This is a genomic window from Luteolibacter sp., assembly GCF_058122085.1.
The window spans coordinates 1-24,784 of the sequence record NZ_JBIKBQ010000027.1 but is presented as its reverse complement, the minus strand read 5'-3'; the positions used below and the strand labels follow the sequence as shown (position 1 = coordinate 24,784).

Annotated in this window: 26 protein-coding genes and 1 pseudogene; 18 read left to right on the top strand and 9 right to left on the bottom strand. The window is 63.4% G+C overall.

What is annotated here, in order from left to right; translation table 11 throughout:
* Positions 1–33: 33 nt before the first annotated feature.
* Positions 34–1,191, bottom strand: a complete 1,158-nt coding sequence (locus tag AC4DF4_RS05885) for a substrate-binding domain-containing protein (protein ID WP_490047180.1) — start codon at positions 1,189–1,191, stop codon at positions 34–36.
* 115 nt (positions 1,192–1,306) lie between these two features.
* Here AC4DF4_RS05885 and xylA point away from each other — a divergent pair, with 115 nt between their 5' ends.
* Positions 1,307–2,611, top strand: a complete 1,305-nt coding sequence (gene xylA / locus AC4DF4_RS05880; RefSeq protein WP_490047179.1) for a xylose isomerase — start codon at positions 1,307–1,309, stop codon at positions 2,609–2,611.
* Positions 2,612–2,743: 132 nt separating this feature from the next.
* On the opposite strand, the gene AC4DF4_RS05875 is transcribed toward xylA, so the two are convergent.
* Positions 2,744–3,064 (bottom strand): hypothetical protein, encoded by a 321-nt coding sequence (locus tag AC4DF4_RS05875; RefSeq protein WP_490047178.1) that lies wholly within the window; start codon positions 3,062–3,064, stop codon positions 2,744–2,746.
* 171 nt (positions 3,065–3,235) lie between these two features.
* Here AC4DF4_RS05875 and AC4DF4_RS05870 point away from each other — a divergent pair, with 171 nt between their 5' ends.
* From AC4DF4_RS05870 to rpsI, 5 genes are all read left to right on the top strand, one after another.
* Positions 3,236–3,412, top strand: a complete 177-nt coding sequence (locus AC4DF4_RS05870; protein ID WP_490047177.1) for a hypothetical protein — start codon at positions 3,236–3,238, stop codon at positions 3,410–3,412.
* A 95-nt stretch (positions 3,413–3,507) separates the two neighbouring features.
* A complete protein-coding gene (locus AC4DF4_RS05865; RefSeq protein WP_490047176.1) occupies positions 3,508–3,738 on the top strand; it encodes an N-acetylmuramoyl-L-alanine amidase family protein in 231 nt (76 codons plus the stop codon).
* Positions 3,719–4,105, top strand: a complete 387-nt coding sequence (locus tag AC4DF4_RS05860; protein ID WP_490047175.1) for an N-acetylmuramoyl-L-alanine amidase — start codon at positions 3,719–3,721, stop codon at positions 4,103–4,105. The genes AC4DF4_RS05865 and AC4DF4_RS05860 overlap by 20 nt, the downstream gene beginning before the upstream one ends.
* Positions 4,106–4,218: 113 nt before the next feature.
* Positions 4,219–4,650, top strand: coding sequence for a 50S ribosomal protein L13 (gene rplM, locus AC4DF4_RS05855; protein ID WP_490047174.1), 432 nt, complete (start codon positions 4,219–4,221; stop codon positions 4,648–4,650).
* A gap of 18 nt (positions 4,651–4,668) precedes the next feature.
* Entirely contained in the window at positions 4,669–5,064 is a 396-nt protein-coding gene (gene rpsI, locus AC4DF4_RS05850) for a 30S ribosomal protein S9 (protein WP_490047173.1), read from the top strand.
* A gap of 109 nt (positions 5,065–5,173) precedes the next feature.
* Here the strand turns inward: rpsI and AC4DF4_RS05845 are convergent, their stop codons facing one another.
* Positions 5,174–6,145: a KpsF/GutQ family sugar-phosphate isomerase gene (locus AC4DF4_RS05845; protein WP_490047172.1), complete on the bottom strand. Its 972-nt coding sequence runs from the start codon at positions 6,143–6,145 to the stop codon at positions 5,174–5,176.
* A 110-nt stretch (positions 6,146–6,255) separates the two neighbouring features.
* Here AC4DF4_RS05845 and AC4DF4_RS05840 point away from each other — a divergent pair, with 110 nt between their 5' ends.
* The 3 genes from AC4DF4_RS05840 to frr all read left to right on the top strand — a co-directional run bounded on the left by AC4DF4_RS05840 (position 6,256) and on the right by frr (position 8,211).
* Positions 6,256–6,816, top strand: coding sequence for a hypothetical protein (locus AC4DF4_RS05840; RefSeq protein WP_490047171.1), 561 nt, complete (start codon positions 6,256–6,258; stop codon positions 6,814–6,816).
* Between the two features lie 63 nt (positions 6,817–6,879).
* A complete protein-coding gene (gene pyrH, locus AC4DF4_RS05835; RefSeq protein WP_490047170.1) occupies positions 6,880–7,617 on the top strand; it encodes a UMP kinase in 738 nt (245 codons plus the stop codon).
* Positions 7,618–7,644: 27 nt separating this feature from the next.
* Positions 7,645–8,211, top strand: a complete 567-nt coding sequence (gene frr / locus AC4DF4_RS05830) for a ribosome recycling factor (protein WP_490047169.1) — start codon at positions 7,645–7,647, stop codon at positions 8,209–8,211.
* 430 nt (positions 8,212–8,641) lie between these two features.
* On the opposite strand, the gene AC4DF4_RS05825 is transcribed toward frr, so the two are convergent.
* The 4 genes from AC4DF4_RS05825 to AC4DF4_RS05810 form a co-directional block, all read right to left on the bottom strand.
* Positions 8,642–9,013, bottom strand: a complete 372-nt coding sequence (locus AC4DF4_RS05825; protein ID WP_490047168.1) for a hypothetical protein — start codon at positions 9,011–9,013, stop codon at positions 8,642–8,644.
* Between the two features lie 178 nt (positions 9,014–9,191).
* On the bottom strand, positions 9,192–10,280 hold the full coding sequence (locus tag AC4DF4_RS05820; RefSeq protein WP_490047167.1) for a Gfo/Idh/MocA family protein: 1,089 nt from the start codon (positions 10,278–10,280) through the stop codon (positions 9,192–9,194).
* Positions 10,281–10,308: 28 nt separating this feature from the next.
* The gene (locus AC4DF4_RS05815; RefSeq protein ID WP_490047166.1) at positions 10,309–11,457 is read right to left on the bottom strand and encodes a redoxin domain-containing protein; all 1,149 of its coding nucleotides are present in this window, start codon (positions 11,455–11,457) and stop codon (positions 10,309–10,311) included.
* 77 nt (positions 11,458–11,534) lie between these two features.
* Complete coding sequence (locus AC4DF4_RS05810; RefSeq protein ID WP_490047165.1) at positions 11,535–12,818, bottom strand: Gfo/Idh/MocA family protein; 1,284 nt, start codon at positions 12,816–12,818, stop codon at positions 11,535–11,537.
* Positions 12,819–12,910: 92 nt separating this feature from the next.
* Here AC4DF4_RS05810 and AC4DF4_RS05805 point away from each other — a divergent pair, with 92 nt between their 5' ends.
* From AC4DF4_RS05805 to AC4DF4_RS05775, 7 genes are all read left to right on the top strand, one after another.
* On the top strand, positions 12,911–13,408 hold the full coding sequence (locus AC4DF4_RS05805; protein WP_490047164.1) for a Fur family transcriptional regulator: 498 nt from the start codon (positions 12,911–12,913) through the stop codon (positions 13,406–13,408).
* 90 nt (positions 13,409–13,498) lie between these two features.
* Positions 13,499–14,857 carry a Gfo/Idh/MocA family protein gene (locus AC4DF4_RS05800; protein WP_490047163.1) on the top strand — a complete coding sequence of 453 codons (1,359 nt, stop codon included), beginning with the start codon at positions 13,499–13,501 and terminating at the stop codon, positions 14,855–14,857.
* Between the two features lie 130 nt (positions 14,858–14,987).
* On the top strand, positions 14,988–16,259 hold the full coding sequence (locus AC4DF4_RS05795; RefSeq protein WP_490047162.1) for a Gfo/Idh/MocA family protein: 1,272 nt from the start codon (positions 14,988–14,990) through the stop codon (positions 16,257–16,259).
* 56 nt (positions 16,260–16,315) lie between these two features.
* On the top strand, positions 16,316–16,885 hold the full coding sequence (locus AC4DF4_RS05790) for a hypothetical protein (RefSeq protein WP_490047161.1): 570 nt from the start codon (positions 16,316–16,318) through the stop codon (positions 16,883–16,885).
* 4 nt (positions 16,886–16,889) lie between these two features.
* The gene (locus AC4DF4_RS05785) at positions 16,890–18,239 is read left to right on the top strand and encodes a Gfo/Idh/MocA family oxidoreductase (RefSeq protein WP_490047160.1); all 1,350 of its coding nucleotides are present in this window, start codon (positions 16,890–16,892) and stop codon (positions 18,237–18,239) included.
* A complete protein-coding gene (locus AC4DF4_RS05780; RefSeq protein ID WP_490047159.1) occupies positions 18,236–18,973 on the top strand; it encodes a galactose-binding domain-containing protein in 738 nt (245 codons plus the stop codon). Before AC4DF4_RS05785 ends, AC4DF4_RS05780 begins: the two co-directional genes overlap by 4 nt.
* 143 nt (positions 18,974–19,116) lie before the next feature.
* A complete protein-coding gene (locus tag AC4DF4_RS05775) occupies positions 19,117–21,177 on the top strand; it encodes a Calx-beta domain-containing protein (protein WP_490047158.1) in 2,061 nt (686 codons plus the stop codon).
* A gap of 88 nt (positions 21,178–21,265) precedes the next feature.
* Here the strand turns inward: AC4DF4_RS05775 and AC4DF4_RS05770 are convergent, their stop codons facing one another.
* Complete coding sequence (locus AC4DF4_RS05770; RefSeq protein WP_490047157.1) at positions 21,266–21,910, bottom strand: ankyrin repeat domain-containing protein; 645 nt, start codon at positions 21,908–21,910, stop codon at positions 21,266–21,268.
* Positions 21,911–22,276: 366 nt separating this feature from the next.
* Here AC4DF4_RS05770 and AC4DF4_RS05765 point away from each other — a divergent pair, with 366 nt between their 5' ends.
* The gene (locus tag AC4DF4_RS05765) at positions 22,277–23,542 is read left to right on the top strand and encodes a Gfo/Idh/MocA family protein (protein ID WP_490047156.1); all 1,266 of its coding nucleotides are present in this window, start codon (positions 22,277–22,279) and stop codon (positions 23,540–23,542) included.
* Positions 23,543–23,551: 9 nt separating this feature from the next.
* Here AC4DF4_RS05765 and AC4DF4_RS05760 read toward each other — a convergent pair whose 3' ends face one another.
* Positions 23,552–24,283, bottom strand: a complete 732-nt coding sequence (locus AC4DF4_RS05760) for a glycosyltransferase (RefSeq protein WP_490047155.1) — start codon at positions 24,281–24,283, stop codon at positions 23,552–23,554.
* A 64-nt stretch (positions 24,284–24,347) separates the two neighbouring features.
* Here AC4DF4_RS05760 and AC4DF4_RS05755 point away from each other — a divergent pair.
* Positions 24,348–24,784 (top strand): annotated as a pseudogene (locus AC4DF4_RS05755) (hypothetical protein); the annotation flags it as partial.

The following is a 24,784-nucleotide window of genomic DNA, read 5'->3' as shown; positions in this document are numbered from 1 at the left end:
CAGCTGACGATTTCGTCACATTCCCGTGATTGACTAACCGGACTTCGCCCGCGAGTCGCGGCGGTAGGTGGCGGGTGGCACGCCGACGGATTCGCGGAAATTCACCGTCAGCCGCTCGTTGCTCTGAAAGCCGCAGCGCTCGGCGATGAGCCCCACCGCGAGATCCGTGGTGGTCAGCAGCGATTTCGCCCGCTCCACCCGCTCGTGCTGGATCATCGCGTGCGGAGAACGGCCGAGCGAATTTTGGAAGCGCCGTTCCAACACCCGCCGCGACACCCCGATCCGGGCCGCCCATTCCTCCACCGAAGTGATCGTGGAAATCTGCTCGACGAGAGACTGCATCGCCCGCCGCACCACCGGATCGCCCACCGCCTCATACGAGCTCGATCCGCGGGCGACGATTTCCAAGGGCGGCACCAGAACCGGCGAAACCGGCGGCTTTCCCGCCCAGATCGCTTCGATCATTTGCACGGCCTCCGCCGCCAGCCGCCGCCACGGCAGGCGGATGCTCGACAGCGCCGGCCGCGCCATTTCACAGACGGTTTCATCATCATTGGCGGAAATCACCCCCACGCCGAATGGCACTTCCAGTCCCGCCTGCGCCGCCGCCTCCAAGACGTGCCGACCGGTCGGATCATGCGCGGTGAAAATTCCCACCGGCATCGCCAGTCCTGACAGCCAGCCGACCATGTCCTCGTCCGGATCCCGCCAGTATTCATCATACTGCCGCCGATCCCGGAATTCCTCCCAGAAAACCGACACCTCGCCGACCATCGCCCGGAAGCCCTCCAGCCGCTGCTTGGCGTAATGCGCATCCCCCCGCCCGACGAAAGCGAAATTCTTGTAGCCCCGCGCCACCAGATGCTCCGCCGCCAGCCGACCGATCGCCACATCGTCCACATCCACCCTGAAAACTCCCGCTACCGGCTCGTCCGACGGCACGATCACCACCGGACATCCCAACTCCGCCAGCGCTTCCGTCACGCCCGGCAACCACTCCGTCACGATCGCGCTCGGCCGCCATTCCCGCAGGTTTGCCAGCAGCAAGTCCGGCTGTCGATAGATGTCGATGATCCAGAAATCGTAGCCCATCCCGGCAAACGGCGCGAAGCCCGGAGTGAGCCGCCGAACGTTCACCGGCGACTGGACCACTGCGATCCGCTTGGATTTTTCAGGGGGTAAATGTCGCATTTCATCAAGAAGCTACCGGAATTTGCGGTAGCAAGGCCAGCGCAATTTCCAGTAGCTTCCTCGCGATGTCGCCCGACGCGCCATCACTCAAAACAACCCCACACTACCGACAGACATGACTCAGTTTCCCTGCGACGCCGTCACCTACGAAGGCCCCGGCTCGAAAAACCCGCTCTCTTTCAAACACTACAACGCCTCCCAAGTCGTCGAGGGCAAGACCATGGCCGAGTGGTTCCGCTTCGGCTGTGCCTATTGGCACACGATGCGCGGCACCGGGGCCGATCCGTTCGGCGCAGGCACCGCCGCCCACCCGTGGGATGACGGCAGCAATTCCGTCGCCAACGCCCAGAACCGCGCCCGCGTGTTCTTCGACTTCATGGAAAAAGTCGGCCTCGATTACTACTGCTTCCACGACCGCGACGTGGCCCCGGAACTGGGCAATCTCGCGGCCTCCAACAAGGCGCTCGACGCCGTCGCCGACGTGCTTGAAGAAGAACAAAAACGCTCCGGCAAAAAGCTCCTCTGGGGCACCGCCTGCCTGTTCGTCCACCCGCGCTATCAGCAAGGCGCCGCCACCAGCCCGAACGCCCAGGTTTATGCCTACGCCGCCGCCCAAGTGAAGAAAGCCATGGAAGTCACCCACCGCCTTGGCGGCGAGGGCTACACCTTCTGGGGTGGCCGCGAGGGCTACACCACCCTGCTCAACACCAACATGAAGCGCGAGCTCGACCACCTCGCCCGCTTCCTCCACATGGCCGTGGATTACAAAAAGGAAATCGGCTTCACCGGCCAGTTCTACATCGAGCCCAAACCGCAGGAGCCGACCACCCACCAATACGACTCGGACTCCGCCGCGTGCCTCAATTTCCTCCGCGAGTATGACTTGTTGGAGCACTTCAAACTCAACATCGAAACCAACCACGCTACCCTCGCCGGCCACACGATGGAGCACGAGCTCACCGTCGCCTACGAAGCCGGCGCGCTCGGCAGCATCGACGCGAACATGGGCACGCCCAACGTCGGCTGGGACACCGACCAGTTCCCGACCGATCTCTATCTGACCACCCACACGATGCTCGTCCTCATGAAAATGGGCGGATTCACCACCGGCGGACTCAACTTCGACGCCAAGCGCCGCCGCGAATCGTGGGAGCCCGTCGATCTCGTCCACGCCCACATCGTCGGCATGGACGCCTTCGCCCGCGGCCTCAAGACCGCCGCCGCCGTGCGTGCCGACGGCCGTCTCGATGGCTTCATCAAGGAGCGTTATAACACCTTCGACAGCGGCATCGGAGCCGACGCGGAAGCCGGCAAGACCACCCTCGCCGATCTGGAGAAATACGCGCTCGCCAATCCCGAGCCAATGGTCGCCAGCGGCCGCCAGGAAATGCTCGAAGGACTCCTCAACGAGTTCATCTAACCCCCACTTCCCCCCGCCCCCCGCCCCCCGCCCCCCACAGGCGCGGAGGCAGCTCAAGGCAACGCGGAATCCATTCCGCGAGACCGGGACCTGCCTCCGCATTTTTGCGTCCGGACCGGACGCGGCGCCGGCTCACGCCCCACCCCGCAGCCGCTTTCGGACAGCGTCCTCCTCGGCCTTCGAGACAAACTCCTCGTGCAGCGCGGCGAGCTCGGGCGTCACGGACGGCTCTTCCGCCTCCGTGTAGTCGATGTCGTCAAGCGCCGCCTGCGGATCGTCGCTGAGGCGGGCCCGCGCCTCGTAGGCCTCGGCCACGGCGTCGCGGATTTCGTTCTCCGCCGTGTCCAAGCCTTCCTGGAGCATCGCGAGTTCGGGATCCTCATCCACATACGGCGGAGCCATCGGCGAGCGGGGATCGGCGGAAGCGGGACTGACCGGTTTGATAGCACTCATAGCCTGGCACCCTAGGCGCGTTCCGGCCGTTTTGCAAATTCCTTCCAGAGTGGGTCCGGCCGGATTTCAAAGCGTCTTCCCGCCCCTCCCAAATGATTTCGCCGAAAAAAATCAAATCGTCGAATTCAGTTCTCGCCTGCGGGACAGCCCGGTGGCAGAATGCCCGCCAATATGGCCACACCAAACTACGCATTCGAGAAGCGCCGCCGGGAGTTAGAGAAAAAGGCGAAAAAGGAAGAGAAGCGCAAACACAAGCTGGAAGCCGCCGCTCACGCTCCGGAGCGCGACGGGGACGCCTCCGAGTCCGCCTCCGCAGAAGAGCCATCCCCGGATGCGCCGACGGCCTGAGCCGGACGCGGCGCGCGTGACGCTCAAGACGCCGACGGAGCCCAAACCATCTGCCTTTGGATGACCACCGCCCGGGACCGAAAGGATTCAAGACCGTGATCATCGACGCCGGCCACGGCGGCAAGGACAACGGCGCGACCAGCCCCCACACCGGCCAGCGGGAAAAAGACCTCGCGCTGGACACCGCCATGCGCCTCCGCAACGAGTTGATCCACGATTTCAAAATCATTCTCATGCGCTCCGACGACAGCTTTGTCGACCTCGACGAGCGCGTGCTCCGGGCGGACCGGTTTCCCAACGCCGTGCATGATCAGCATGCATTATAACAGCGGTCCGTCCAACTGCCGCGGCCCGGAAACCTACTACTGCCGGGTGGACAGCCACGGCCTCGCCACACGCCTGCAACAAGCGATGTGCCAGATGTCTCCCGCCGAAAGCGGCAACCGCGGCCCGGTCTGCCGCCGCATTCGCCTCACCCGCAATCCGGAAATCCCCTGCGTCCTGTTGGAAGGCGGCTACCTGAGCAACGCCGCCGAGAGCCGCCAGATCGGCGGTGCCGCTTATCGCCAGAAACTCGCCTCCGGGATCGCGGCCGCCATCCGCACGCAGCCGGCCATCGGCGACGCTGGCACCGGTCCCCTGCCCCGCCCGATCAACGCGCCACCGAGTCGGCCAACGGATGCGCCGGAGTGAATTTATTTCCGCAAAATTCCCGAGATTTCCCGGTTGACACCCAGAAACCCGCTCCCTAGTTTGCCACCCCCTTCGCGCACGCCACGTGTCCGAGGCCATTTTTATACAAGCACATGAATACGTTTTCCGCCAAGCCGCATGAAGTCGAGCGCAAGTGGTATGTGATCGACGCCAAGGGCAAGATCCTCGGCCAAGTCGCTGTCGAGGCCGCGCGCCTCCTCCGTGGCAAGCACAAGCCAATTTTCACCTCCCACGTTGACACCGGCGATTTCGTCGTCGTCATCAATGCCGACCAGGTTGTCCTCACCGGCACCAAGGAGACCTCCAAGATCTACACCCGTTTCTCCGGCTATGTCGGCGGCCAGAAGGTCGAAACTCCGCGCATCGTCCGCGAGCGTCGTCCGATCCTGCTCGTCGAGCGCGCGGTCTGGGGCATGATCCCGAAGACCCGCCTCGGTCGCGCCCAGTTCGGCAAGCTCAAGGTGTATGCCGGTGAAACCCACCCGCACGAAGCCCAAGCGCCCGTCGCCCACGCCGTCAAATAATCCAAATTTTCTCCTAAAATGACCGCCACCACTACTCAAAGCGCCACCGGCCGCCGCAAAACCGCCGTCGCCCGCGTCTGGATGACCGAAGGCACCGGCCAGATCATCATCAACGCCCGCAGCTTCGAAGAATATCTTCCGACCATCGAGCTTCAAAACGCCGTGCTCGCGCCATTCCTGGCCCTCTCGCTCTCCAACAAGTTTGACCTCAACGTGGTGGTCAAAGGCGGCGGCAAGCAGTCCCAGGCGATCGCGATCCGCCACGCGGTTTCCCGCTCGCTGACCCTCGTGGACCCTGAAAACCGCAAGGTCATCAAGCCGCTCGGCTTCCTCACCCGTGACCCACGGATGAAGGAACGGAAAAAGCCAGGTCAACCGGGCGCCCGCGCGCGCTTCCAGTTCTCCAAGCGTTAATCTTTCCGAATTTCTCAAAAACCGCACTCCTTACCGGGTGCGGTTTTTTTGTGTCCAGGAATTGAGACGCATAGGACCCATAGGCCCTATCAGTCCCATTCTTTTCCGATCAAACAATCTTCAGCCGCGCCAAATCCTGCGTATCGATCAAACCCACCGGCTTCCCGTCCGCATCCAGCACGACGATGTCATCGATCCGGTTTTCACCGATCGTCCTGAGAACCTCCACGGCGAGCGCGTCCGCCCGGACCGTGATCGGCCGGCGCGTCATGAGCCCGGCCACGGCTTTTTCTCCCAGAAGAGGATCGTTGCGGAAACTCCGCGCGAAGTCGCCGTGGGTGAAGATCCCGGCCAACCCGCCGTCCGCGTCGAGAATCAGGCAGGCACCGGCACGGGCGCGGTTCATCGAATCGAGTGCGGCGAAAACATCGCCGTCTTCCGCCACCGTCGGCAGCGCCGCATCCGCGCGCATGATGTCCGAAACCCGCGTGAGCAAGGCCTTCCCGAGCGATCCGCCGGGATGGAAACGGGCGAAGTCCTCCTCGGTGAATCCGCGGGATTCCAGCAACACCATGGCAAGCGCGTCGCCCATCACCAGCATCGCGGTGGACGAGGAAGTCGGTGCTAAATTGAGCGGGCAGGCTTCCCGCTCGACCGAGGTGTCGAGCGTCACCTCGCTGAAGCGCGAGAGCGTGGAGGCGGAATTGCCGGTGAGCGCGACGAGCTTGACGTCGAAGCGCTTGATGAAGGGCAGCAGGTCCATCAGCTCGCGGGTTTCTCCCGAGTAGGACAGAGCGAGAACGGCATCGCCGTCGGAAAGCAGGCCGAGGTCGCCGTGGAGGGCGTTTTGCGAATCCAGCACCACTGCGGTGGCACCCGTGGAATTGAGCGTCGCCGCGATTTTATGCCCGATGTTACCGGATTTCCCGACGCCGACGACGACGATCTTCCCCCGCTGCTCGAGCGTGTGCTGGAGGATTTTGACGGCGTCGATCAAGCCTTGATCCAATCGGACCGACATCCGGCGAAGGCCGTCGATTTCGGTTTCAATCACGCAGCGGGCACGCGCCAAGTAGTCCATGGCCCATCACAAGCCGAGAACCGCGCGCTTGGCAAGCACGGCGGTGATCCAGGCATTCCTGCCTGTTCTTCCATCTCGCAATTCTCGTGACCTCGCGATATACTCCGCCCATGAGAATCCTGCTCGCCTCGCTTTTCCTCGCCACCTTCACGCTGCCCGCTTTCGCCTCAACCATCATGGTGGTGCCGATCTTCGAACCTCTCAGCCTGCACGGCACCGATGGCGACGAGGCGATTTCCGAAATCGGCGCGGCGCTGCAAGCCTCCGTGATGCCACGCCCGATGGCGCTCACCGGCGCGTTTCCCGAGGTGCTGGTGGACGCCATCCGCAGCCCGCACCTGATCCCGACGAACAACCCGAACTACAAGGTCCAGGAAGCCAATTTGCTGGTGCTCTGCAACGTCGGCATCAGCGGGGAAATGACGGAGGGCGTCCTGGTCGTGAGGCTCGATGTCGCCCAACTGGCCATCCCCGCGGACGTCGACCTAACGACCCGCCAGATCCTCAATCTCGCGATCATCGCGCTGCGGAAAACCCTGGATGAATACCAACGCCCGCAAACCCAACCCTTGCAGGTGAGCGTGATCATCGACGGCACCGACGAGGCCAAGGCCAGCCTGCGCGACCTCGGCACCAAGTTCGTGATCGGCGCGGAGGCGGCGGCGAATTGATTCCGTGTTTTCCCTTTCCAACGGGGGTGGGATTCCGCTTTGATCCGGCAGCCCCAATCACGCATGAGCAACGCCCCAACCGATCCCCGTCCTTTCAAACGCGCCATCCTCAAACTCAGCGGTGAAGCCCTCCGCGGACCGGGCTCCCGCGACAATATTTCGCCGGAAATCGTGGACCGCATCGCCTTGGAAATCCGCGAGGCGGTGGAGGGCGGACTCCAGCTCGGCATCGTCGTCGGCGGCGGGAATTTCTGGCGCGGCGCGAGTGCCTCCGCCCGCGGGATGGACCGCGCGACCGCCGATTACGTCGGCATGCTCGCCACCGTCATGAACGCGCTCGCCCTCGAAGGCGCGCTCGAACACCACGGCGTCTCCTGCGTGGTGCAATCCGCCATCGAGATGAAAAACGTCGCGGAAACCTTCATCCGCCGCAAAGCCGAGAAGCAACTCGACGAGGGCAAAGTAGTTATTTTCGCCGCCGGCACCGGCAATCCGTTTTTCTCCACCGACACCACCGCCGCCCTGCGCGCCAGCGAGATGGGTGCCGACGTGATCCTCAAGGCGACGCAGGTGGACGGCGTTTATGACTCCGACCCGCGCCACAATCCGGACGCCGTGCGCTACGAAACGGTGACCTTCCAGAACTGCCTCTCCCAGCGCCTCAACGTGATGGACGCCACCGCCTTCAGTCTTTGCATGGACAACGACGTGCCGATCATTGTATTTGATCTGGCTCCCCACGGCAATCTTTCCCACGCCCTCCGCGGCCTGCCGATCGGCACGCTCGTGCACGGCGAATGAATCTGAAATTTCAACCCCCAATCTATCATGGACCCTGAAGAAGCTATTTTCGATGTCGAGGACGCGATGACCAAGTGCGTCGATTACCTCATCCACGAGTTCGCCGGCGTGCGCACCGGCAAGGCCAGCCCTGCCTTGATCGAGAACCTCGACGTGCACGTCCAAGCCTACGGCGCCGTCTCGAAGCTCAAGAGCATCGCCGTCATCAGCTCACCCGAGCCGCGGATGCTGATGGTGCAGCCCTTCGATCCGGCGACCACCCGCGACATCGAGCGCGCCATCCGCGAGTGCAAGCTGGGCCTCAACCCCGCCGCCGCCGACCGCTCGATCCGCGTGCCCATCCCCGAGCTTTCCGAAGAGCGCCGGAAAGACATGGTCAAAATGATCAAGCAGCTCGCGGAAGAAGCCAAGGTCCGCCTCCGCGCCGCCCGCAAGGACGGCATGGACGCCGCAAAGAAGATGAAGGCGGACAACGTGATCACCGAAGACGGTCAGAAGACCTTCGAAAAGGAAGTTCAGGACCTCACCAACAAGTTCACCAAGAAGATCGAAGACCTCGCCGTGGCGAAGGAAGCGGACCTGATGAAAGTGTGAGCCGCCATCGTGGCGGCGGCTGATTCCGGAATACGGGCCGAAGTCCCGCTCAACGCTTCAGGGTGGCGGTCAGTGAAAGGGGTGGTTTTTCCGGTATCCTTGCCCTGCCACCAGACCGCGGCTCCCGAGGGGACGCTCTTGACGAAGACCTTGGCTCCCCGGACCTTCCATCCGAAACCGGGAAGGGGCAGTGGATTCAAACCGCGAAAGTCCAACTCCAAGGGAGGCGGGGTGCTGAAACCATAACGAGTGATATTGAGTTCGTGTTTGCCGGGCACGGTGCCTTCCACGAGTCCGTTCACGACCCGCTGGGTTTTGCCGTCGAGGGTTAAAACAGCATCATCAGGCCAATCCTTGGGCAGGCGAAGACCGCAGACACCGCTTTGAAACGACACGATGCGCGCTTGTGCGGTTTTACGGCCTTCTGGAGTCAGCGAGTCATCCGCAACCATCTTTTCAAGAGCGTCGATCGCGAGGTGATCTCGTTTTCCGCAAGTTGTTCCGCCTGTGCCAGCGCTGCGTTCGAGGCATCGGTTTTTCTCTGATGGGTTATTTGGCGCTTCGCGTTGATGCGCTCAATCATCTTCTGGCAGCGGGCATCCCCGGGAAGCAATCCGAGGCCTTGTTTCGCGACGGCTTCCGCTTCATCCTCACGATTCGCTTGGATCCGTTGCTCTGCGGATTCGAGCAGGGCCATGATCTTGTCGTCGGTCCGTTGCCAATTTGCCTGATACTGCAATCTCCAAACGACCACCGAGACAGCCGCCACCAATACGATGCCTAGCAATTTCAGGGAATCCAATTGGTGCCCTTCCCGGGACCGGAGGGAGTGTGGCGCCGCTGGAGAGACAGCCCTCGACCGGATGGTGTTAGAGGTCGGTTTGGAGGCGAGGCCATAATCTTACGGGGTTGTTACTGATGGCGTGGTTCGGTTTGGTTTCAGAAAGAGGACGAATGGGCATCTTGCGGGTTTTCGCGATCTAAACGATCTCCTTTTTCCCGCTCGCGACGGAGCGGTAAATCGCTTCGATCACCCGCAAGTCGCGCAAGCCTTCCTCGCCCGACGGCTCGAACGGCTTGCCTTGGAGGATCGCCTGCGAGAACGCGTCGATCTCCGCGGCGAAGTGGTCGGTCTGCGGGAAGGCGAGCGGAATTTGCGGGTTGGAAGTCCAGCCGGCCAGCCCCTTGTAGCCATAGCAGGGCTTCATCCCGAACCGGCCTTTGGTGCCGTAGGCGGTGAAATCCTCGCGGCCGCTGAAATGATAGGTCGTCAGGCAGTTCGCCGTGAGGCCGGAGGGGAATTTCATCGTCCAGGCGATGGTTTCATCCACCTCGGCGAACTTGACCGGGTCGGTTTTGGTTTCAAGCGCCACCACCTCCAGCGGCTCCTCGCCCGCCAGGTAGCGGCAGGCCTGGAGCGCGTAAACGCCCACGTCCATCAGCGCGCCGCCGCCTGCCAGATTCTTGCGCAGACGCCATTGCTTCGGGTCGCCGACGGCAAAGCCAAACCCGGCGTCCACGTGCTGGAGCGGACCGAAAACCTGCTCGCGGGCGAAGCGGATCGCCTCCCGGTGGTGCGGCTCGAACTGGCAGCGGTAGCCGATCCCGAGCTGGCGGTTCGCGGCCTCGCAGGCGGCGATCATTTCCCGGCAGTCCTTGGCGCTGTTCGCCATCGGCTTCTCACAGAAAACGTGCTTGCCCGCCTTGGCGGCGCGCAGCGTGAACTCGTGGTGCATGCTGTTGGGCAGCACGATGTAAACCACGTCGATCGACGGGTCATTGATGATCTTGTCAAAGTTCTCGTAGGAATAAACCTTGTCCTCGGCGAGGCGGTATTGTTCGCGCCATTTCCCGCCCTTTTCCGGCGTGCCGGTGACCACGGCAACGAGCTTGGCGTGCTGCGTCTTCAACAGGGCCGGGGCGATCTGGTTCGTGCTGAGCGCGCCGAGCCCGACGAGCGCCCAGCCGAGTTTTTTCCCGGGTGGCGGCGCGTCCTGGGCGCTGGCGGCGAGTGTGGCGAGCGAGGCTCCGATGGCGGTTTTCAAAAACGGGCGGCGTTTGATTTGCATGATCTCGGTTAGTCCGTCAGGCGGTGGTTCATTGCAGCCCCTTGAGAATCTGCCGGCGCACCTCGACGATGTCGATCTCGCCGCTGTGACGCCAGAGGATCTTGCCGCCGGGCGCGACGAGCACGCTGTGCGGCAGGGCACCGGTCCAGTCGGGATCGATCGCCTGGGCCATGGCGTCCGGATTTCCGCCGGTCCAGTGATAGTTGTTGGAGGCGAGCCCCTGCTCGCCGAGGGATTTCGCGGTCGAGCCGGGGGCGGCGGCGTGGCGGGATTCCAGGAACTTGAGAACCGCGGGCCGCAGCGCGACCGGATCGAGGCTGATGGAAATGAACTCGACCGACCGGTTTTGAAAACGCCGGCCGGTATCTACCAGCCCCGGGAACTCCTTCACGCAGGGCCCGCAACTGGTGGACCAGAAATTGATGAGGCGAAGGTTCTTCGAGCCGTTGGCGCGGAGCTTCTTGGAAATTTCCTCGTCCAGATCCGCCACGGTGACGGGCCTCTTTTCCCACGCCGCCTGGTCGGCCGCGGCATTGCTGGTTTTGAAAAGCCACTTCGTCGAGCAGCCGAACGAGCGGGTGACGGGCTCTTTGACTGCGGTTCCGGCGAGCACCGCGTCGAGCGCGTCGCGCAGGTAGCTCTTGGGCACCGGGCCGGAATTCCGCCCGCCGTCGTCCATCCGGCCGCTGTAGCGCAGCTTGCGCTCCGCATCGAAAACGAACACGTGCGGCGTGGATTGCGCGCCGCAGGCGGTGGTGAATTCCTGCTTCGCGCCATCATAGAGATAGGGAAAAGTCCAACCGAAGTCCTTGGCGAAGGGAGCCATTTCCTCCTGCGAGTCGCCGAAGGGCGAGTAGCCGAGCTCGTCGGGCGTGAGGCTGGCCGGATTGTTTCCATTCACCGCCACCAGCGCCACGTTCTTGCTCTTGTAATCCTGATAGACCTGCTCCATCCGCGAGCCCGCCGCCACCGAGTCCGGGCAATGGTTGCAGGTGAAAATCACGCACAACACCTTGGAGCCCTTGAAATCCGCCGGCGAGTAAGTCTTCCCGTCCGTCCCCGGCAGCGAGAAATCCGGCAGGCCGGCGCCGGTCGCCAACACCTTCGCCACCTCCTGCCCCAGCGCCGGCATCACCAGCGCCGCCGCCAAGCCCAACAGCATGTTCAGTTTCATCATGGTGCTGAATACCATTCCGGGGTTCCGTTTCCTGCAAGAAATTTCAGCGGATTCAATTTCGCCAATGCCCTCCCGCATCACGCGTGCCACGGGGCGCGGCGCGGCTGGCTGCACATTTTGTTCGCCTCGTCGTCGCCGATGAACTTCTCGGTGGCGGGGTCGAAGCGGACTTTGCGGCCGAGCTGCCAGCCGATGGCGGCGGCGTGGCAGGCGATGTGGCCGTTGCGCGTGACCACCTCGTTCGCCGCCGGCGCGCCGCGGGATTTGACGCAGTCGAGGAAATCGCGGACGTGCTTGATGGGGTTGGTTCCGGAAATTTCTCCGGTCGGCATGCCGACTAACAATGCAGGATTGCTGGCGGCGATCTTGCCAAAATCCGCGGTCTCGACCCAGCCTTCCTCGCCCTCGAAGCGCACCGGACAGGTGCCGGGGACGACCCAGTCGCCCTCGCCTTGGAAGCCGGCGAGACGCATGACCAATTTCACCCCGCTGGCGTAGCGGCCCTCGATGAGCGTGTCGCCTTTGCTCTCGAACTCGACCGGGGTGGTGCCGTCCGCGTTCGCCGCCCACTGGCAGAGGTCGAGCGTGTGCGCGCCCCACTCGGGCAAGCCCGCGCCGCCGTGGAAGGCGTAGTGGCCGCGCCAGCGGCCTTCGACGTATTTCTTGTTATAAGGGCGCGACGGGGCGGGCCCCAGCCAGCGCTCCCAATCGATCAGCGCCGGATCCGGCAAGGGCTCGCCGGGCAGCGGGGCGAGGTCCGGCTTGAGAGGGAGGATCCCGGCGTGGACGGTGTGGATCTTGCCAAGACGGCCGCTGCGGGCGAGCTCGGCGGCGAAGCGAAAATTGTCCACGTTCCGCCGCTGGGTGCCGGCTTGGAAGACGCGTCCGTGGAGCTTCACTGCGTCTGCTAGTTCCTGGGTCTCCTGGATCGTCATGCTACACGGCTTCTCCGCGTAAACGTCCTTGCCGGCCTTCGAGGCGAGGATGGTGCCGAGCGCGTGCCAACGGTCGCCGGTGGTGATCTGGACCGCGTCGATGTCCTCGCGGCCGAGGATTTCCATCATGTCGCAGCATTTGTAACAATCCTCGTTGCCATACTGCTTGTTGGCCATCCGCCGGACGATTTCGCGCCGCGACTCCTGCACGTCGGCGATCGCGACGAACTGGACATCGGGCTGGGCGAGGAAACAGTTAAGCACCTCCCGCCCGCGCGGGCCGATGCCGATGCCGCCCATGACGATGCGGTTGCTGGGAGCGACCGCGCCGTTTTTCCCCAAGGCGGAGCCGGGAATGATCGTAGGCATGCCGATGGCGAGAGCTGCGGTTCCGAGAAATTTCCGTCGTGTGAATTGAGTGGTCATGAAGCTATCTACTGCGGTGGCGGTGTCAGACTTTCAAGCAGGTTTCGGCGTTTCCGCTTTGCGGGCGGGATTCGGGCCGCTAGGAATTCCCCGTGGACCTTGGTATCCAGGAACGGCTCAATGATTTCATCCGGCGCAAAGGCCTGCGCCGGACCAGTCAGCGTGACACCATCGTCAAGGCGGCGTTCTCGAAAGACGAGCATTTCACCGCCGACGAGCTTTTCGACCGCGTCCGAAAACTCGACTCCGAGACCTCGCGGGCCACGGTTTACCGGACGCTAGGCCTGCTGGTGGAGGCGGATTTGCTGCGCGAAATCGATCTCGGGGAAAACCAAACCACCTACGATCCCAACTTCCTCGACAAGCCCTCGCACAACCACCTGCTCTGCATCGACTGCGGCCGCGTGGTCGAATTCGAGGACTCGCACCTCGACCTGCTCAACGACTGCATCACCCGGCGACTCGGTTTCAAACCCGTCCGCCAGTCGATCAAAATCGAGGCGAACTGCGAGCAACTCCGCCTCAAAGGCCGTTGCCCGAACCTCATCGCGACCCGCCTGACCGGCAAGCGCCTCCGGAAAAAGCGGTAGGCGCCTCAGGATTCCACCTTACCCCCCTACCGAAATTTCCCGAAAAACCCTGAATGATCCGCCAACCCCAGCCCGTAAATCCCCACCGCCATGCAAAATCCGACCCGCCGTAGTTTCATCAAATCCGCCGCCGCCATCGCCGGCACCGCGTTCGCCCCCAATCTCCTTCTCGGCCAGGAAAAAGCCCTGAAGCAACTCAACGTCGCCGCCGTCGGCTGCAACGGAAAGGGCGCGAGCGACATCTCCGAGATCGCGAGCGGCAACCGCATCGCCTTCCTCTGCGACATCGACAAGGGACGGGCCGAAAAGATGATCCAGCAGTATCCCGACGCCAAATATTTCTCCGACTACCGGGAAATGTTCGCCGCCGTGGCCGACCAGATCGACGTGGTCACCGTCTCCACCCCCGACCACATGCACTTCCCCATCGCTGTCGAGGCGATCAAGCACGGCAAGCCCGTGATGGTGCAAAAGCCGATGTGCAACAACCTCTGGGAAGCCCGCGCGCTGGCCAACTACGCCAAGGAAAAAAACGTGCTCACCGTGATGGGCAACCAAGGTGCCACGATGCAAGGCACCCGCGTCCTGCGCGAGTGGATCGAAGCCGGAGTCATCGGCGAGGTGAAGGAAGTTTACTACTGGACCAACCGCCCGATCTGGCCGCAGGGCGAGGGCCTTCAGTTTCCCGCCCAGCCCGTGCCCGCCGATCTCAACTGGGACGTCTGGCAGGGCACCTGCGCCACCGACCGCCCTTACAACCCGGGCATCCATCCCTTCAAATGGCGCGGATTCTGGGACTACGGCTGCGGCGCGCTCGGCGACATCGGCTGCCACAGCATGAACTCCGCGTTCTGGGCGCTCGATCTCAACGGCGACTTCGTCGTGCAGGCCAGCAAGGTTTCCGCCTTCGACGGCACCATCGCCCCCAAGCGCTCGACCATCGTCTATGACTTCCCGGCCAAGGGCAAACGCGGGCCGGTCAAGGTCATCTGGCAGGACGGGGTCAACGATCCTAACACCGACAAGGAATTCGTCCGGCCTCCGGGGATTCCAGCGGATCTTAAACTCAACGAGGGATTCGGCCAGGTCTTCGTGGGCACCGAGGGCGTTCTTTTCATCAACGACGCCTATTGCGGCGGGTCGCCGGTGCTTTTCCGCAAAGGCGTGAGGGAAAAGGTCGAAAAAGTCGCAGAGGTATATGCCCGCGTCAAAGGCGGCCCGACCCAGGAACTCTGCCGCGCCGTCCGCGGCGAGGGGCCCAAGCCCGTTTCCAACTTCGTCGATCACGCCGGCCCCCTCACCGAGATGGTCCTCGTCGGCAACCTCGCCGTCCGACTCGACAAGAAAATCGACTGGGACATGAAAGCCATGGAAGCCCGCGGCCTGCCCGAAGTGCAAGCCACCCTCAAGCGGGTCTATCGCGCCGGCTGGGAGCCGAAGTTGACGTGACCCCTCACGGCCCGCCCACCCTCAGGCGCATCAAGCGCCGCGGGTGGGTCGGGTCGCTTTCCACCCGCCTCGAAGGCCGGATTTTTGCTGAAAGACCCGCCTTCGCGCTCGACGTATCCTCGCCAATCCAATGAACACAGCCTACAACTCCATCCCGCGCCGCAAATTCCTCGCCACCACGGCCGCGGCCCTCGGCCTCGCCCCCATGGCTTACCTCCGCGCCCAGCCAGGCTCGCCTAACGACGAGATCCTCATGGGCTGCGTCGGAGTCGGCGGACAGGGCACCGGCAACATGACCAATTTCCTCAACATCAAGGGCGTCCGGGTCGTCGCCGTCTGTGATGTGGATTCCACCCAAGCCGCCAAGGCCAAGGCCAAGGTGGATGCGTTCTATAAAAACTCCGACTGCAAGATCTACGCCCACCACGCCGATCTGCTCCAGCACCCCGGCCTCGATGTGGTGAGCCTCGCCACGCCGGACCACTGGCACGCCCGGATCGGCATCGACTGCGCCAACGCCGGCAAGGATGTTTACGGCGAAAAGCCCTTCACCTGGGGCCTCGCGGAAGGCCGCATGCTGGTGGACGCGCTCGCGAAAAACAACCGCGTCTGGCAGACCGGATGCTGGCAGCGCTCGACCGGCGATTTCCGCCGCTTCAAAGCGCTCATTGAGAACAACACCCTCGGCAAGATCACCCGCTTCGAATGCGGCACGCCCTCCGGCATGAGCGTCAAACAACACGTGCCTGCGGACAAGGTCGCGGAGATGATCGGCAAGCCGCCTGAAAATCTCGATTGGAAAACCTACAGCGCTCCCGTCGGCGATTTCCCCTATCACCCGATGATCCACCCGTGGAACTGGCGCTGGCACAACAGCTTCGGCGGCGGCCAGCTGCTCGACTGGGTCGGCCATCACGTCGACATCGCGCTCTGGAGCCTCGGCCTCGACGGCACCGGCCCGGTCAAAATGGAAGGCACCGGCGAGGCCGGAAACCACGAGTTTTTTAACGCCTACGTCAAATACTCCTATCAGGGAACATTTGCCGACGGCCGGGTCCTCGAAGTCCGCAGCGACTTCGGCGGCACCAAGTTCACCGGCGAGAAAGGCTGGATCCATGTGGACCGAGGCAGGCTCGAAGCCTCGGACCGCGAGATGCTCCGCAACCTCCCGGCCGACTTCAACACCAAGCCGCCCAGCCACTATCAGAACTTCATCGACTGCGTCCGCTCGCGCAAGCTTACCGTGGCCCCCGCGGAGGCCGCCCACCGCGCCGCCTCGTTCGGCCAGCTCGCCATCGTCGCCATGGACTCGAAACAAGCGCTCAGCTGGGACCCGAAGGCCGAAAAAGTCCTCGGCAACGCCGACCAAGCCAAGCACCCTCGCCTCGGAGCCCGCCTTTGAGTTTGATTCCCGCTCCGATTTCGGAAACCATCTTCCCAACACCATTAGAAACCACCATGTCCAAAGAATGCTGCTCCGAAACCGCCAAGGAATCCTCCGCCGGATCATCCGGGGAATCCTGCTGCCCGACTAACACGCTGGCCCTCGTTTACGGGTCGCTGCTCCTCCGCGTCTGGCTGGGCGTGCGCGCGGTCCAGACCGGCCTGGAAAAATACGCCGGCACCAAGGCCGCCGACCAGATCGTCAGCGTGGACGGCAAGCCGAACGAGTACGGCCTCACCGCCGGCGGCTCCATCAAGCAATACGCCCTCGAAAACTACCACGGCGTGCCGGCCGCGCTGATGAAGAAATTCGAAGCCGAGCCGCTGATGATGAAATTCGCCCTGCCGCTTTACGACAAGGTCCTTGGACCCGCGCTGATCATCCTCGGCCTCACCATTTTGCTCGGCCTCGCCTACCGCAGCTCGCTCTTCCTGCTTGGCCTGCTCTACATCAGCCTCACCTGGGGCCTGATCCTGATCAAACAGGACGACGGAGTCTCCTGGCTCGCCACCCACATGATCCTGGTCGTCATGGCCCTCGCGCTGGCCGGCCACAACCGCCTCGCCATCCTCAAGAAATGGTAACCGTATGAACCTCCCATCCTCTTCCATCAGCCGCCGCGACTTCCTCTCGAAGACCATGGCAGGCGCAGGCGCGGGCCTTGTGTTAGGCGCGCCGTCCGTCCTCCGCGCCGCCAATGCGGACGGCTCGGACAAGATCCACGTCGCCCTCGTCGGCATGGGCAAGCAAGGGCGCGTGCTCTTCGAGGCCATGTCCAACATCCCGGGCATCCATTTCCAAGCCGTCTGCGACATCTGGGACTACAACCTCAAGGGCGGCATCGCCAAGGTCCGCGCCCTCCAGGGCCACACGCCCAAGGGCTACGCGGACATCGATGAAATGCTCGCCACCGAGAAAGGGCTCGACGCCGTCATCGTCGCAACGCCGGATTTCTGGCACTCGCCGCACACCGTCAAGTGCCTCGAAGCCGGGCTCAACGTCTATTGCGAGAAGATGATGTCCAACACCATCGACGGCGCGCGCGCCATGGTTCACGCCATGGAGAAATCCGGCAAACTCTGCCAGATCGGCCACCAGCGCCGCAGCAACCCGCGCTACCGCTACACCCTCGACCAGCTCATCAACGGCCACAAGATCTGCGGCCAGATCATCAACATCAACAGCCAGTGGAACCGCGCCGTGAAGTCCTCACAGGACATCGGTTTCAATCCCAAGCTCACGATCAAGCAGGACGTCCTCACCAAATACGGCTTCAAGGACATGCAGCAGTTCATGAACTGGCGCACTTACCGCGCCCTCTCCGGCGGCCCCATTTCCGACCTCGGCGCCCACCAGATCGACATCTTCGGCTGGTTCCTCGGCGTCGCCCCCAAGTCCGTTTACGCCACGGGCGGTAACAGCTACTTCAAGACCCGCGAGCACTTCGACAACGTGATGTGCATCTTCGAATACGACACCCCGCAGGGCCAGGTGCGCGCCTTCTATCAAGTGCTCACCACCACCAGCTCCGGCGGCGGATTCTGGGAAAGCTTCATGGGCACCGACGCGACCATCAAGATCTCCGAAATCGCGTCCACCTCCGCCATTTACCGCGAGGACAGCGCGCCGCCGTGGGATGACCTCGTCAACCGCGGGATCCTCAAAAAGTCCCCCGCCCCGCCCAAGCCCCCGCCATCCGCCGATGTGGTGGCCTCCTACGAATCCGCCGCGCCCGAGATTTTCGAACTGCCCGGCGGCTTCAGCAAGCCCGCCCACCAGCCGCACCTTGAGAACTTCTTCGCCGCCGTCCGCGGCAAGGCCAAGCTCAACTGCGACGCCCGCCATGCCTTCGAAAGCGAAGCACCCATCTACTGGGTGAATCCCTCCGCCCTCAGCAAACAACCTATCCAATTCACCTCCGAACACCTCTCCGTATGAAAAACAAACTGATCCTTCCCGCACTCCTCACCGTCTCCGCCCTCGCCTTCACCAGCTGCGGCAAGAAATCCGAATCCGCTCCGGCCGCATCGGACACCGCCGCCGCAAGCAGCGCGCCAGCCGCCGCCTCCGGTGGCACCGCCGGCGGCGTGCCGCTTACCACCGAGTTCCCGCCGGAACTCATCGAAGGCACGCCCAAGCCGATGAACGTCCCCAACCTCGTCCAAGCTCCTGGCAAAGCTCCCGAGTTCCTCGTTCCCGAAGGCACCACCCTCCTTTCCAAGGGTAAAAAAGTTACCAGCAGCGACGACGCGCCGATCATCGGCGAGCTCACCCTCGTCACCGACGGCGACAAGGAAGCGGGCGAAGGCTACTTCGTCGAGCTCCTCGACGGCACCCAGTGGGTCCAGATCGACCTGGAGAAAAGCGCCGCCCTCTCCGCCATCTGGGTCTGGCACTTCCACTCCCAGAAGCGTGCCTACAACGACGTGATCATCCAGGTTTCCGACGACGCGGAATTCAAAACCGGCGTCACCACCGTTTATAACAACGACTACGACGACTCCTCCAAGCTCGGCAAGGGCACGGACAATCCCTACGTCGAGTCCCGCTTCGGCCTCCTCGCCGACGCCAAGGGTGCCAAAGGCCGCTACGTCCGCCTCTACAGCAAAGGCAACACCTCCAACGAGATGAACCACTACATCGAAGTGGAAGTCTTCGGCAAAGCCCTCTGATTTCCGGGCCGAGGGGTCATGGATGGTCCCGGTGACGAAGATTCCTACGCGATCGCGTACCGCCGCGATTGGAAATTTTCATTGTATCCAAGCCGCAGCTTGTTATGAGCAACGCGTTTGTAAACACGTCATCCCGAACATCCATGAACCCGAAGCCAAAAACCCACATCGCGATCTACGGCGCGGCCAGCCTGCTGGCAGTAGCGGGCATCTCCGCCATCTGCCTGAATTCAGGTGAGCCTTCACCCGCTGCGACCGGAGCCTCTCCGCACCGCGGCAAATCCAGCCCGGCCCCGACGGCGGCGAAGCGGGCCGAAGATGCGGCCCTGGCAGCACAAGGACTCTTGTGGGAACGCGGCGCGACCGGGCAAACGGAGCTCCGCGCCTCCATCCCCGTGCAAGCCGGACCACTGCGCGCAGTCGTCGGCCAAGCGGCGGGAACCCGCGTGAAACTGGATCTTTCCGACCGTTTCGCCGCCCTTGCCGGGGAAGTGACCGGCTCGTCCACTCAGGACGACGGCACCGTCGTCACCCACATCCGGATCGACGGCGAGCCGCAAGGCACGCTGACCGTGCAGGAAAACAAGGCGCTCGGATTCTTCCTCGGCCAACTGTATTTCGACGCGCATCCGGTCGCTTATGAATTCCGCCCCTCGGGCAGCGGCTTGATGGCCAGCCGCCACGCGCTCAGCGGTTTGCTGTGCTCGATGCTCAACCAGAACCAGGACGGCATCGAAGCCATGGGCTTGCCGCCGCTCAACAAGACCAAGGCGCAGGCCGCGCTCAAGAGCGATGAAGAGGCCAAGGCGAAAAACAAGCTGATCCAGGAAGCCAAGCCAGGCAGCACCACCGCGCTCGGAATCTCCGTTTTGGATGCCTCCATCAGCGAGGGGAATTCCGGCACCAAAAGCCTATCTGTCACCGTCAGGCTCTCCAAGTCCGACCGCACGAAAACCATCTCCGCGAGTTATGTGACCCAGAACGGCACGGCCACCGCCGGCAGCGACTACACCGCCGTCAGCGGGACGGTGACCTTCGCGCCCGGCACCACCACCAGCACGGTCTCCGTGCCGATCAGCGGCGACACCGCGCTTGAAGCTAACGAAACCTTCCTCGTGCTGCTTTCCAATCCCCTCAACGCGGTGATCTCGGACGGCAGCGCCACTTGCACCATCAGCAACGACGAAGCAACTCCGAGTAACGTGCCAAGTCTCAACAGCCTGCCCGGCGCGGTCGCCGTGGCCTACCTCGACATGGACGGCCAAGTCGTCACCGGCAGCCAGTGGCTCAATGGCGGAACCATCAACGCGGGCGCCATTTCCAACACCTACACCCAGGCCCAGATGACCGAAATCTGGCGTCGCTCGGCGGAAGACTACGCGCCATTCCAAATCAACGTCACCACCGACGAGGCGGTCTATCTCGCCGCTCCCTCGAACCGCCGCATCCGCTGCATCATCACTCCGGACAATGAGTGGTATGGCAATTACGGCGGAGTCGCCTACCTCAATTCGTTCACCTGGACCGGTGACACGCCGTGCTGGGTTTTCTCCGACCAGCTTTCAAACACCGCCCGCTACATCGCCGAAGCCTGCTCGCATGAAATCGGCCACACCCTCGGCCTTCGCCACGACGGCCGCGTTTCGCCGTCCGAAGGCTATTACACCGGCCACGGCACTGGCGAGGTCGGCTGGGCGCCGATCATGGGCGTCGGCTACTATCAACTCCTCGTCCAATGGTCGCGCGGTGAATACCTGAGCGCCGATAACAAGGAAGACGACCTGGCCATGATCACCACCAACAACGGCTTCGGCTATCGCGGCGACCAACAGCCAGGCACACCCGCCGGCGCACCCGCGCTGGTGGTCAGCGGCACCTCGGTTTCCGGCTCCGGCATCATCGAAACCGGCAGTGACGCGGACACCTTCGCCTTCACCACCACCGGCGGCGCGGTCAGTCTCACCGCCCTCGGCGACGCCACCAGTCAGAACCTCGATGTGCTCGCGGAAATCCTCGACGCCGCCGGCAACGTCCTCGCCGCCTCCAACCCCGACACGCTCACCGACGCCACCGTCTCCGCGAGCCTCGCCGCCGGCACCTACTTCATCCGCGTTTCCGGAGTCGGCCGCGGCGATCCGCTCGCGGGCGGCTACACCGATTACGGCTCGCTCGGCCAATACAGCATCAGCGGCACGGTGCCCTGATGCGCCAGCGAAAGAATTGAAGAAAAGCCCGTCAGCCACCAGGCCGGCGGGCTTCTCCGCATCCGGACACCGTGTGGGAAAAGCCCGCTTACTTCGACAACTCGTCGATGGCGGGCTGGTTCTTGTATTGCCTGGCGATGTCGAGCGCGGTGACGCCCTGCTTCGAGACCACTGCGGGGTTCACCTTGTGGTCGAGCAACAGCCGGATGATTTCCGCGCCACCGCTGGCGGCCGCCTCGTGCAAGGGCGTGCCGCCGAGCTCGCTGAGCGTCATCGGGTCCGCGCCGCCGGCGAGGATGGCCTTGGCGGTTTGGAGCTGGTTCTTGGCGGCGGCGTGGTGGAGCGGCGTCCAGCCGTCCTTGTCGCGCGGGTTGGGTTTCGCACCGGCTTTCAGCAGCGCCGCGGCGACGGCCGGGTTGTTCCTGTCCACCGCGAGATGCAGCGGCGTGCGCAGGGAGGCGTTCACCGTATTGGGATCGGCCCCAGCTTCCAACAGGTAAAGCGCGATGTCCGCCTTGTTGCGGATCACCGCCTGCTCAAGCGGCGGGCGCGAGTTTTCACGGCCGCCCTGGTTGAGGCTTTTCGGATTCGCGGCGATGTGGAGACGCACGTCGGCGAGATCGCCCTTGGCGATGGATTCATCGATGGTCGGATAAACCGGAGCGGCCGCCACCGCGCTGGCGGAAGTGACAACGAGCCAGAGGGCGGGAAGGATGTTTTTGAGGAGTTTCATCGAGGATTCTACGCGTCTCGCTGGTGGAAATTTCAGGAACCCGGCGATCTCGTATCTCCGCTCAGGCTCCAGGCATTTCCTGCGAGACCGACGCCGCAGATCTCGCTGCCGGCTTCTGGATGCGGAGCACGCCGGACATGCGGAGAAAAGATCCGGCGGGAGAAGGACTTTCATATTCAGGCTGCGATACGGAACCAAAATTGACGGGCGAACCGGCTCCACACCCGCCGCTCACCTCGCTTGGCCGGTTGCGATGCAGAAGGCCGGGACTCACATCGCCAATTTCCCCGAAAGGTGGCGACCGCCCTCGTCGTAATCAACTCGGATTCATCAATTCGCAATCCACAACCAAACACCCCAATTCCCATGACGCCTACTCTGAACCGCCGCTCCTTCCTTGGAAACACCACCCTGCTTGGCGCCGGCCTGGCTGCCAGTTCCGTTTTCGCCGTGAATCTCCCCGCAAGCACCAAGAAGGTGAAGGTGGGGCTCATCGGTTGCGGCGGACGCGGCAATGGCGCGCTCGCGGATTTCATGGCCGCCTGCAAGATCCTCGGCATCGAGGTCGAGGTGACCGCGACGGCCGACGCGTTCAAGGACAAGGCGGAAGCCGCCGGGAAGAAATACGCGGTCCCCGCGGAACGCTGCTTCGACGGCTTTGACGGCTATCATAAAGTCATCGCCACCCCGTGCGACTACGTCCTGATGGCCACTCCACCGGCGTTCCGCCCCGTTCATTTCGCGGCCGCGGTGGAGGCTGGAAAGCATTGTTTCATCGAGAAACCCGTGGCGGTCGATCCCGCAGGCGCGCGCTCCGTCATGGCCACCGGCGAGAAAGCCGCGGCCAAGGGACTGGCGGTCGTGACCGGCACCCAGCGCCGCCACATGGCCAGCTACCTGACGAACAAGGCGCTCATCGACGCCGGCGCGATCGGCCAGATCAAGGGCGGCGTGGTCCAGTGGAACGGCACGGTGCCTTGGACGAAACGCCGCAACGAGGGCGAGTCCGACGCCTCCTACCTGGCGCGCAACTGGCTCAATTTCAACGAAATGTCCGGCGACCACATCGTCGAGCAACACGTCCACAACCTCGACGTCGCCGTCTGGTTTCTCGGCCGCCTGCCGGTGACCGCGGTCGGCTTCGGCGGACGGGCACGGCGTCAAACGGGTAACATGTTCGACTTCTTCAGCGTGGACTATGACTTCGGCGACGACGTCCACATCCACAGCCAATGCCGCCAGATCACCGGCACCTATGGTCGCGTCGGCGAGCTGTTCACCGGCACCGAAGGCGTCTGTTACGGTGGCGGGAAATTGAAGGGCAAGACGGTCAGCGTCCCGGAATTCAAAATGGATTCGGACAACGGCATGGTCCAGGAGCACGTGGACATGATTCGCGGCGTCATCGCCGGCAAGCCGCTCAACGACGCGAAGCGCATCGCCGAGGTCACGCTGGTGGCGATCATGGGCCGGATTTCCGCCTACACCGGCGAGATCGTCCGCTGGAGCGATCTGACGGCGAACGACAAATCGCCGTTTTACAACCAAGTCTGCGCGCCTGCCGCGATCGACTTCGAAAAGGGCGAGGTCAAAGCCCCCGAGGAAGTCCCGCCGGTTCCGGGCAAGGCGTGATCCACGGCGCTACCTCCGCCGCTTGCGGATGCGGAGCAGCGCCTTGAACATCCCCCACGCATCGCGCAACGGCCTGACTTTACCACCGGGTTTCTCGATCCAATTCACGGGAATTTCCGACCAAGTCGAGCCGTCGCGCTTGAGGGCGCAGAGCAGCTCGGAGTCGAAGGCGAGGCCGTTTTCCAACAGCCCGCCGGCGATCCGCCGGTAGTGGCTGCCGCGCAGGATCTTGGCGCCGCACTGCGGGTCCTCGCATTGGAGATCGAGAATCACGTGCGCCGCGAGCAGGAAGCCGCGGTGGAAAATCCCGCGCCACGGGCTTTCGATGAATTCGGTGGAGGCCGTGCGCTTGCGGATGCCCAGCACCGACATTTCCGAGTCCACCGCGGCGTGGATGAGACGCAGCATTTCGGCCGGAGTGACGCTGCCGTCGGCGTCCACGAAGGCGAGCCACGCGGCGTCGGGCCGCAACGTCCATGCCTCCCGCACGACCGCGCCCTTGCCGTGATGCCGCTCGGCCATGTGGAGGTGGACGCGGGGGAAAATTTCGCCGAAGGCGTCCCGGAGCTCCCGCAGCGGCGCGTGATCGTGCGCGGCCGAGCCGTCGTCGGCGATGATCCAGTGGATCGAGAGCGGGGAATCCGCCAGCGCGGTCGCGAGCGCCGCGCCAAAGCCCGCCAGCCGCGCCGAGTCATTCCAGACCGGAGTGACTAGCAGGATTTCGTGAGGTGGCGCGGGCATGGCTTTGAATGCACCAGTTTAACATTGCGGGACAATCGTTTCTTTCATCGTATCCAGCCCTTTGATGAAACATGCGGCCATCATCGCCTGCTGGATCGCGGTGGTTTTCACCGGGACTTTCCTTCGTTTTGACGAGCTTTCAAAGCGTCCTTTCCACGCGGACGAGGCGACCGGCGCGCGGCTCACCGCCGCCCGCATGGAGTCCGGCGATTACCGCTTCGATCCGCTCCACTACCACGGCCCGACCTTGAGCCGGCTCGCCATGTCGCTCTGCCGGCTGCGCGGCGAAACCGGCTGGCAGGAAATGACCAAGACCACGCCCCGCCTGCTCACCGCCAGCGCGGGCGTCCTGCTGCTGCTCGTCCCGCTGCTGTGGCGGCGGCGCTTCGGCGACGGCCCGATGCTTCTCGCCGCGGCGGTTCTGGCGACTTCCCCGCTGCTCGTTTACTACAGCCGGATGTTCATCCACGAGTCGCTGCTGGTGCTGTTCGGGATGCTGGC

What these genes read in the sequence shown, in the direction of transcription:
- AC4DF4_RS05885 (WP_490047180.1), bottom strand. Translation starts at nt 1,191, where the DNA reads ATGCGACATTTACCCCCTGAAAAATCCAAGCGGATCGCAGTGGTCCAG.
- xylA (WP_490047179.1), top strand. Translation starts at nt 1,307, where the DNA reads ATGACTCAGTTTCCCTGCGACGCCGTCACCTACGAAGGCCCCGGCTCG.
- AC4DF4_RS05875 (WP_490047178.1), bottom strand. Translation starts at nt 3,064, where the DNA reads ATGAGTGCTATCAAACCGGTCAGTCCCGCTTCCGCCGATCCCCGCTCG.
- AC4DF4_RS05870 (WP_490047177.1), top strand. Translation starts at nt 3,236, where the DNA reads ATGGCCACACCAAACTACGCATTCGAGAAGCGCCGCCGGGAGTTAGAG.
- AC4DF4_RS05860 (WP_490047175.1), top strand. Translation starts at nt 3,719, where the DNA reads ATGATCAGCATGCATTATAACAGCGGTCCGTCCAACTGCCGCGGCCCG.
- rplM (WP_490047174.1), top strand. Translation starts at nt 4,219, where the DNA reads ATGAATACGTTTTCCGCCAAGCCGCATGAAGTCGAGCGCAAGTGGTAT.
- rpsI (WP_490047173.1), top strand. Translation starts at nt 4,669, where the DNA reads ATGACCGCCACCACTACTCAAAGCGCCACCGGCCGCCGCAAAACCGCC.
- AC4DF4_RS05845 (WP_490047172.1), bottom strand. Translation starts at nt 6,145, where the DNA reads ATGGACTACTTGGCGCGTGCCCGCTGCGTGATTGAAACCGAAATCGAC.
- AC4DF4_RS05840 (WP_490047171.1), top strand. Translation starts at nt 6,256, where the DNA reads ATGAGAATCCTGCTCGCCTCGCTTTTCCTCGCCACCTTCACGCTGCCC.
- pyrH (WP_490047170.1), top strand. Translation starts at nt 6,880, where the DNA reads ATGAGCAACGCCCCAACCGATCCCCGTCCTTTCAAACGCGCCATCCTC.
- frr (WP_490047169.1), top strand. Translation starts at nt 7,645, where the DNA reads ATGGACCCTGAAGAAGCTATTTTCGATGTCGAGGACGCGATGACCAAG.
- AC4DF4_RS05820 (WP_490047167.1), bottom strand. Translation starts at nt 10,280, where the DNA reads ATGCAAATCAAACGCCGCCCGTTTTTGAAAACCGCCATCGGAGCCTCG.
- AC4DF4_RS05815 (WP_490047166.1), bottom strand. Translation starts at nt 11,457, where the DNA reads ATGATGAAACTGAACATGCTGTTGGGCTTGGCGGCGGCGCTGGTGATG.
- AC4DF4_RS05810 (WP_490047165.1), bottom strand. Translation starts at nt 12,818, where the DNA reads ATGACCACTCAATTCACACGACGGAAATTTCTCGGAACCGCAGCTCTC.
- AC4DF4_RS05800 (WP_490047163.1), top strand. Translation starts at nt 13,499, where the DNA reads ATGCAAAATCCGACCCGCCGTAGTTTCATCAAATCCGCCGCCGCCATC.
- AC4DF4_RS05795 (WP_490047162.1), top strand. Translation starts at nt 14,988, where the DNA reads ATGAACACAGCCTACAACTCCATCCCGCGCCGCAAATTCCTCGCCACC.
- AC4DF4_RS05790 (WP_490047161.1), top strand. Translation starts at nt 16,316, where the DNA reads ATGTCCAAAGAATGCTGCTCCGAAACCGCCAAGGAATCCTCCGCCGGA.
- AC4DF4_RS05785 (WP_490047160.1), top strand. Translation starts at nt 16,890, where the DNA reads ATGAACCTCCCATCCTCTTCCATCAGCCGCCGCGACTTCCTCTCGAAG.
- AC4DF4_RS05780 (WP_490047159.1), top strand. Translation starts at nt 18,236, where the DNA reads ATGAAAAACAAACTGATCCTTCCCGCACTCCTCACCGTCTCCGCCCTC.
- AC4DF4_RS05775 (WP_490047158.1), top strand. Translation starts at nt 19,117, where the DNA reads ATGAACCCGAAGCCAAAAACCCACATCGCGATCTACGGCGCGGCCAGC.
- AC4DF4_RS05770 (WP_490047157.1), bottom strand. Translation starts at nt 21,910, where the DNA reads ATGAAACTCCTCAAAAACATCCTTCCCGCCCTCTGGCTCGTTGTCACT.
- AC4DF4_RS05765 (WP_490047156.1), top strand. Translation starts at nt 22,277, where the DNA reads ATGACGCCTACTCTGAACCGCCGCTCCTTCCTTGGAAACACCACCCTG.
- AC4DF4_RS05760 (WP_490047155.1), bottom strand. Translation starts at nt 24,283, where the DNA reads ATGCCCGCGCCACCTCACGAAATCCTGCTAGTCACTCCGGTCTGGAAT.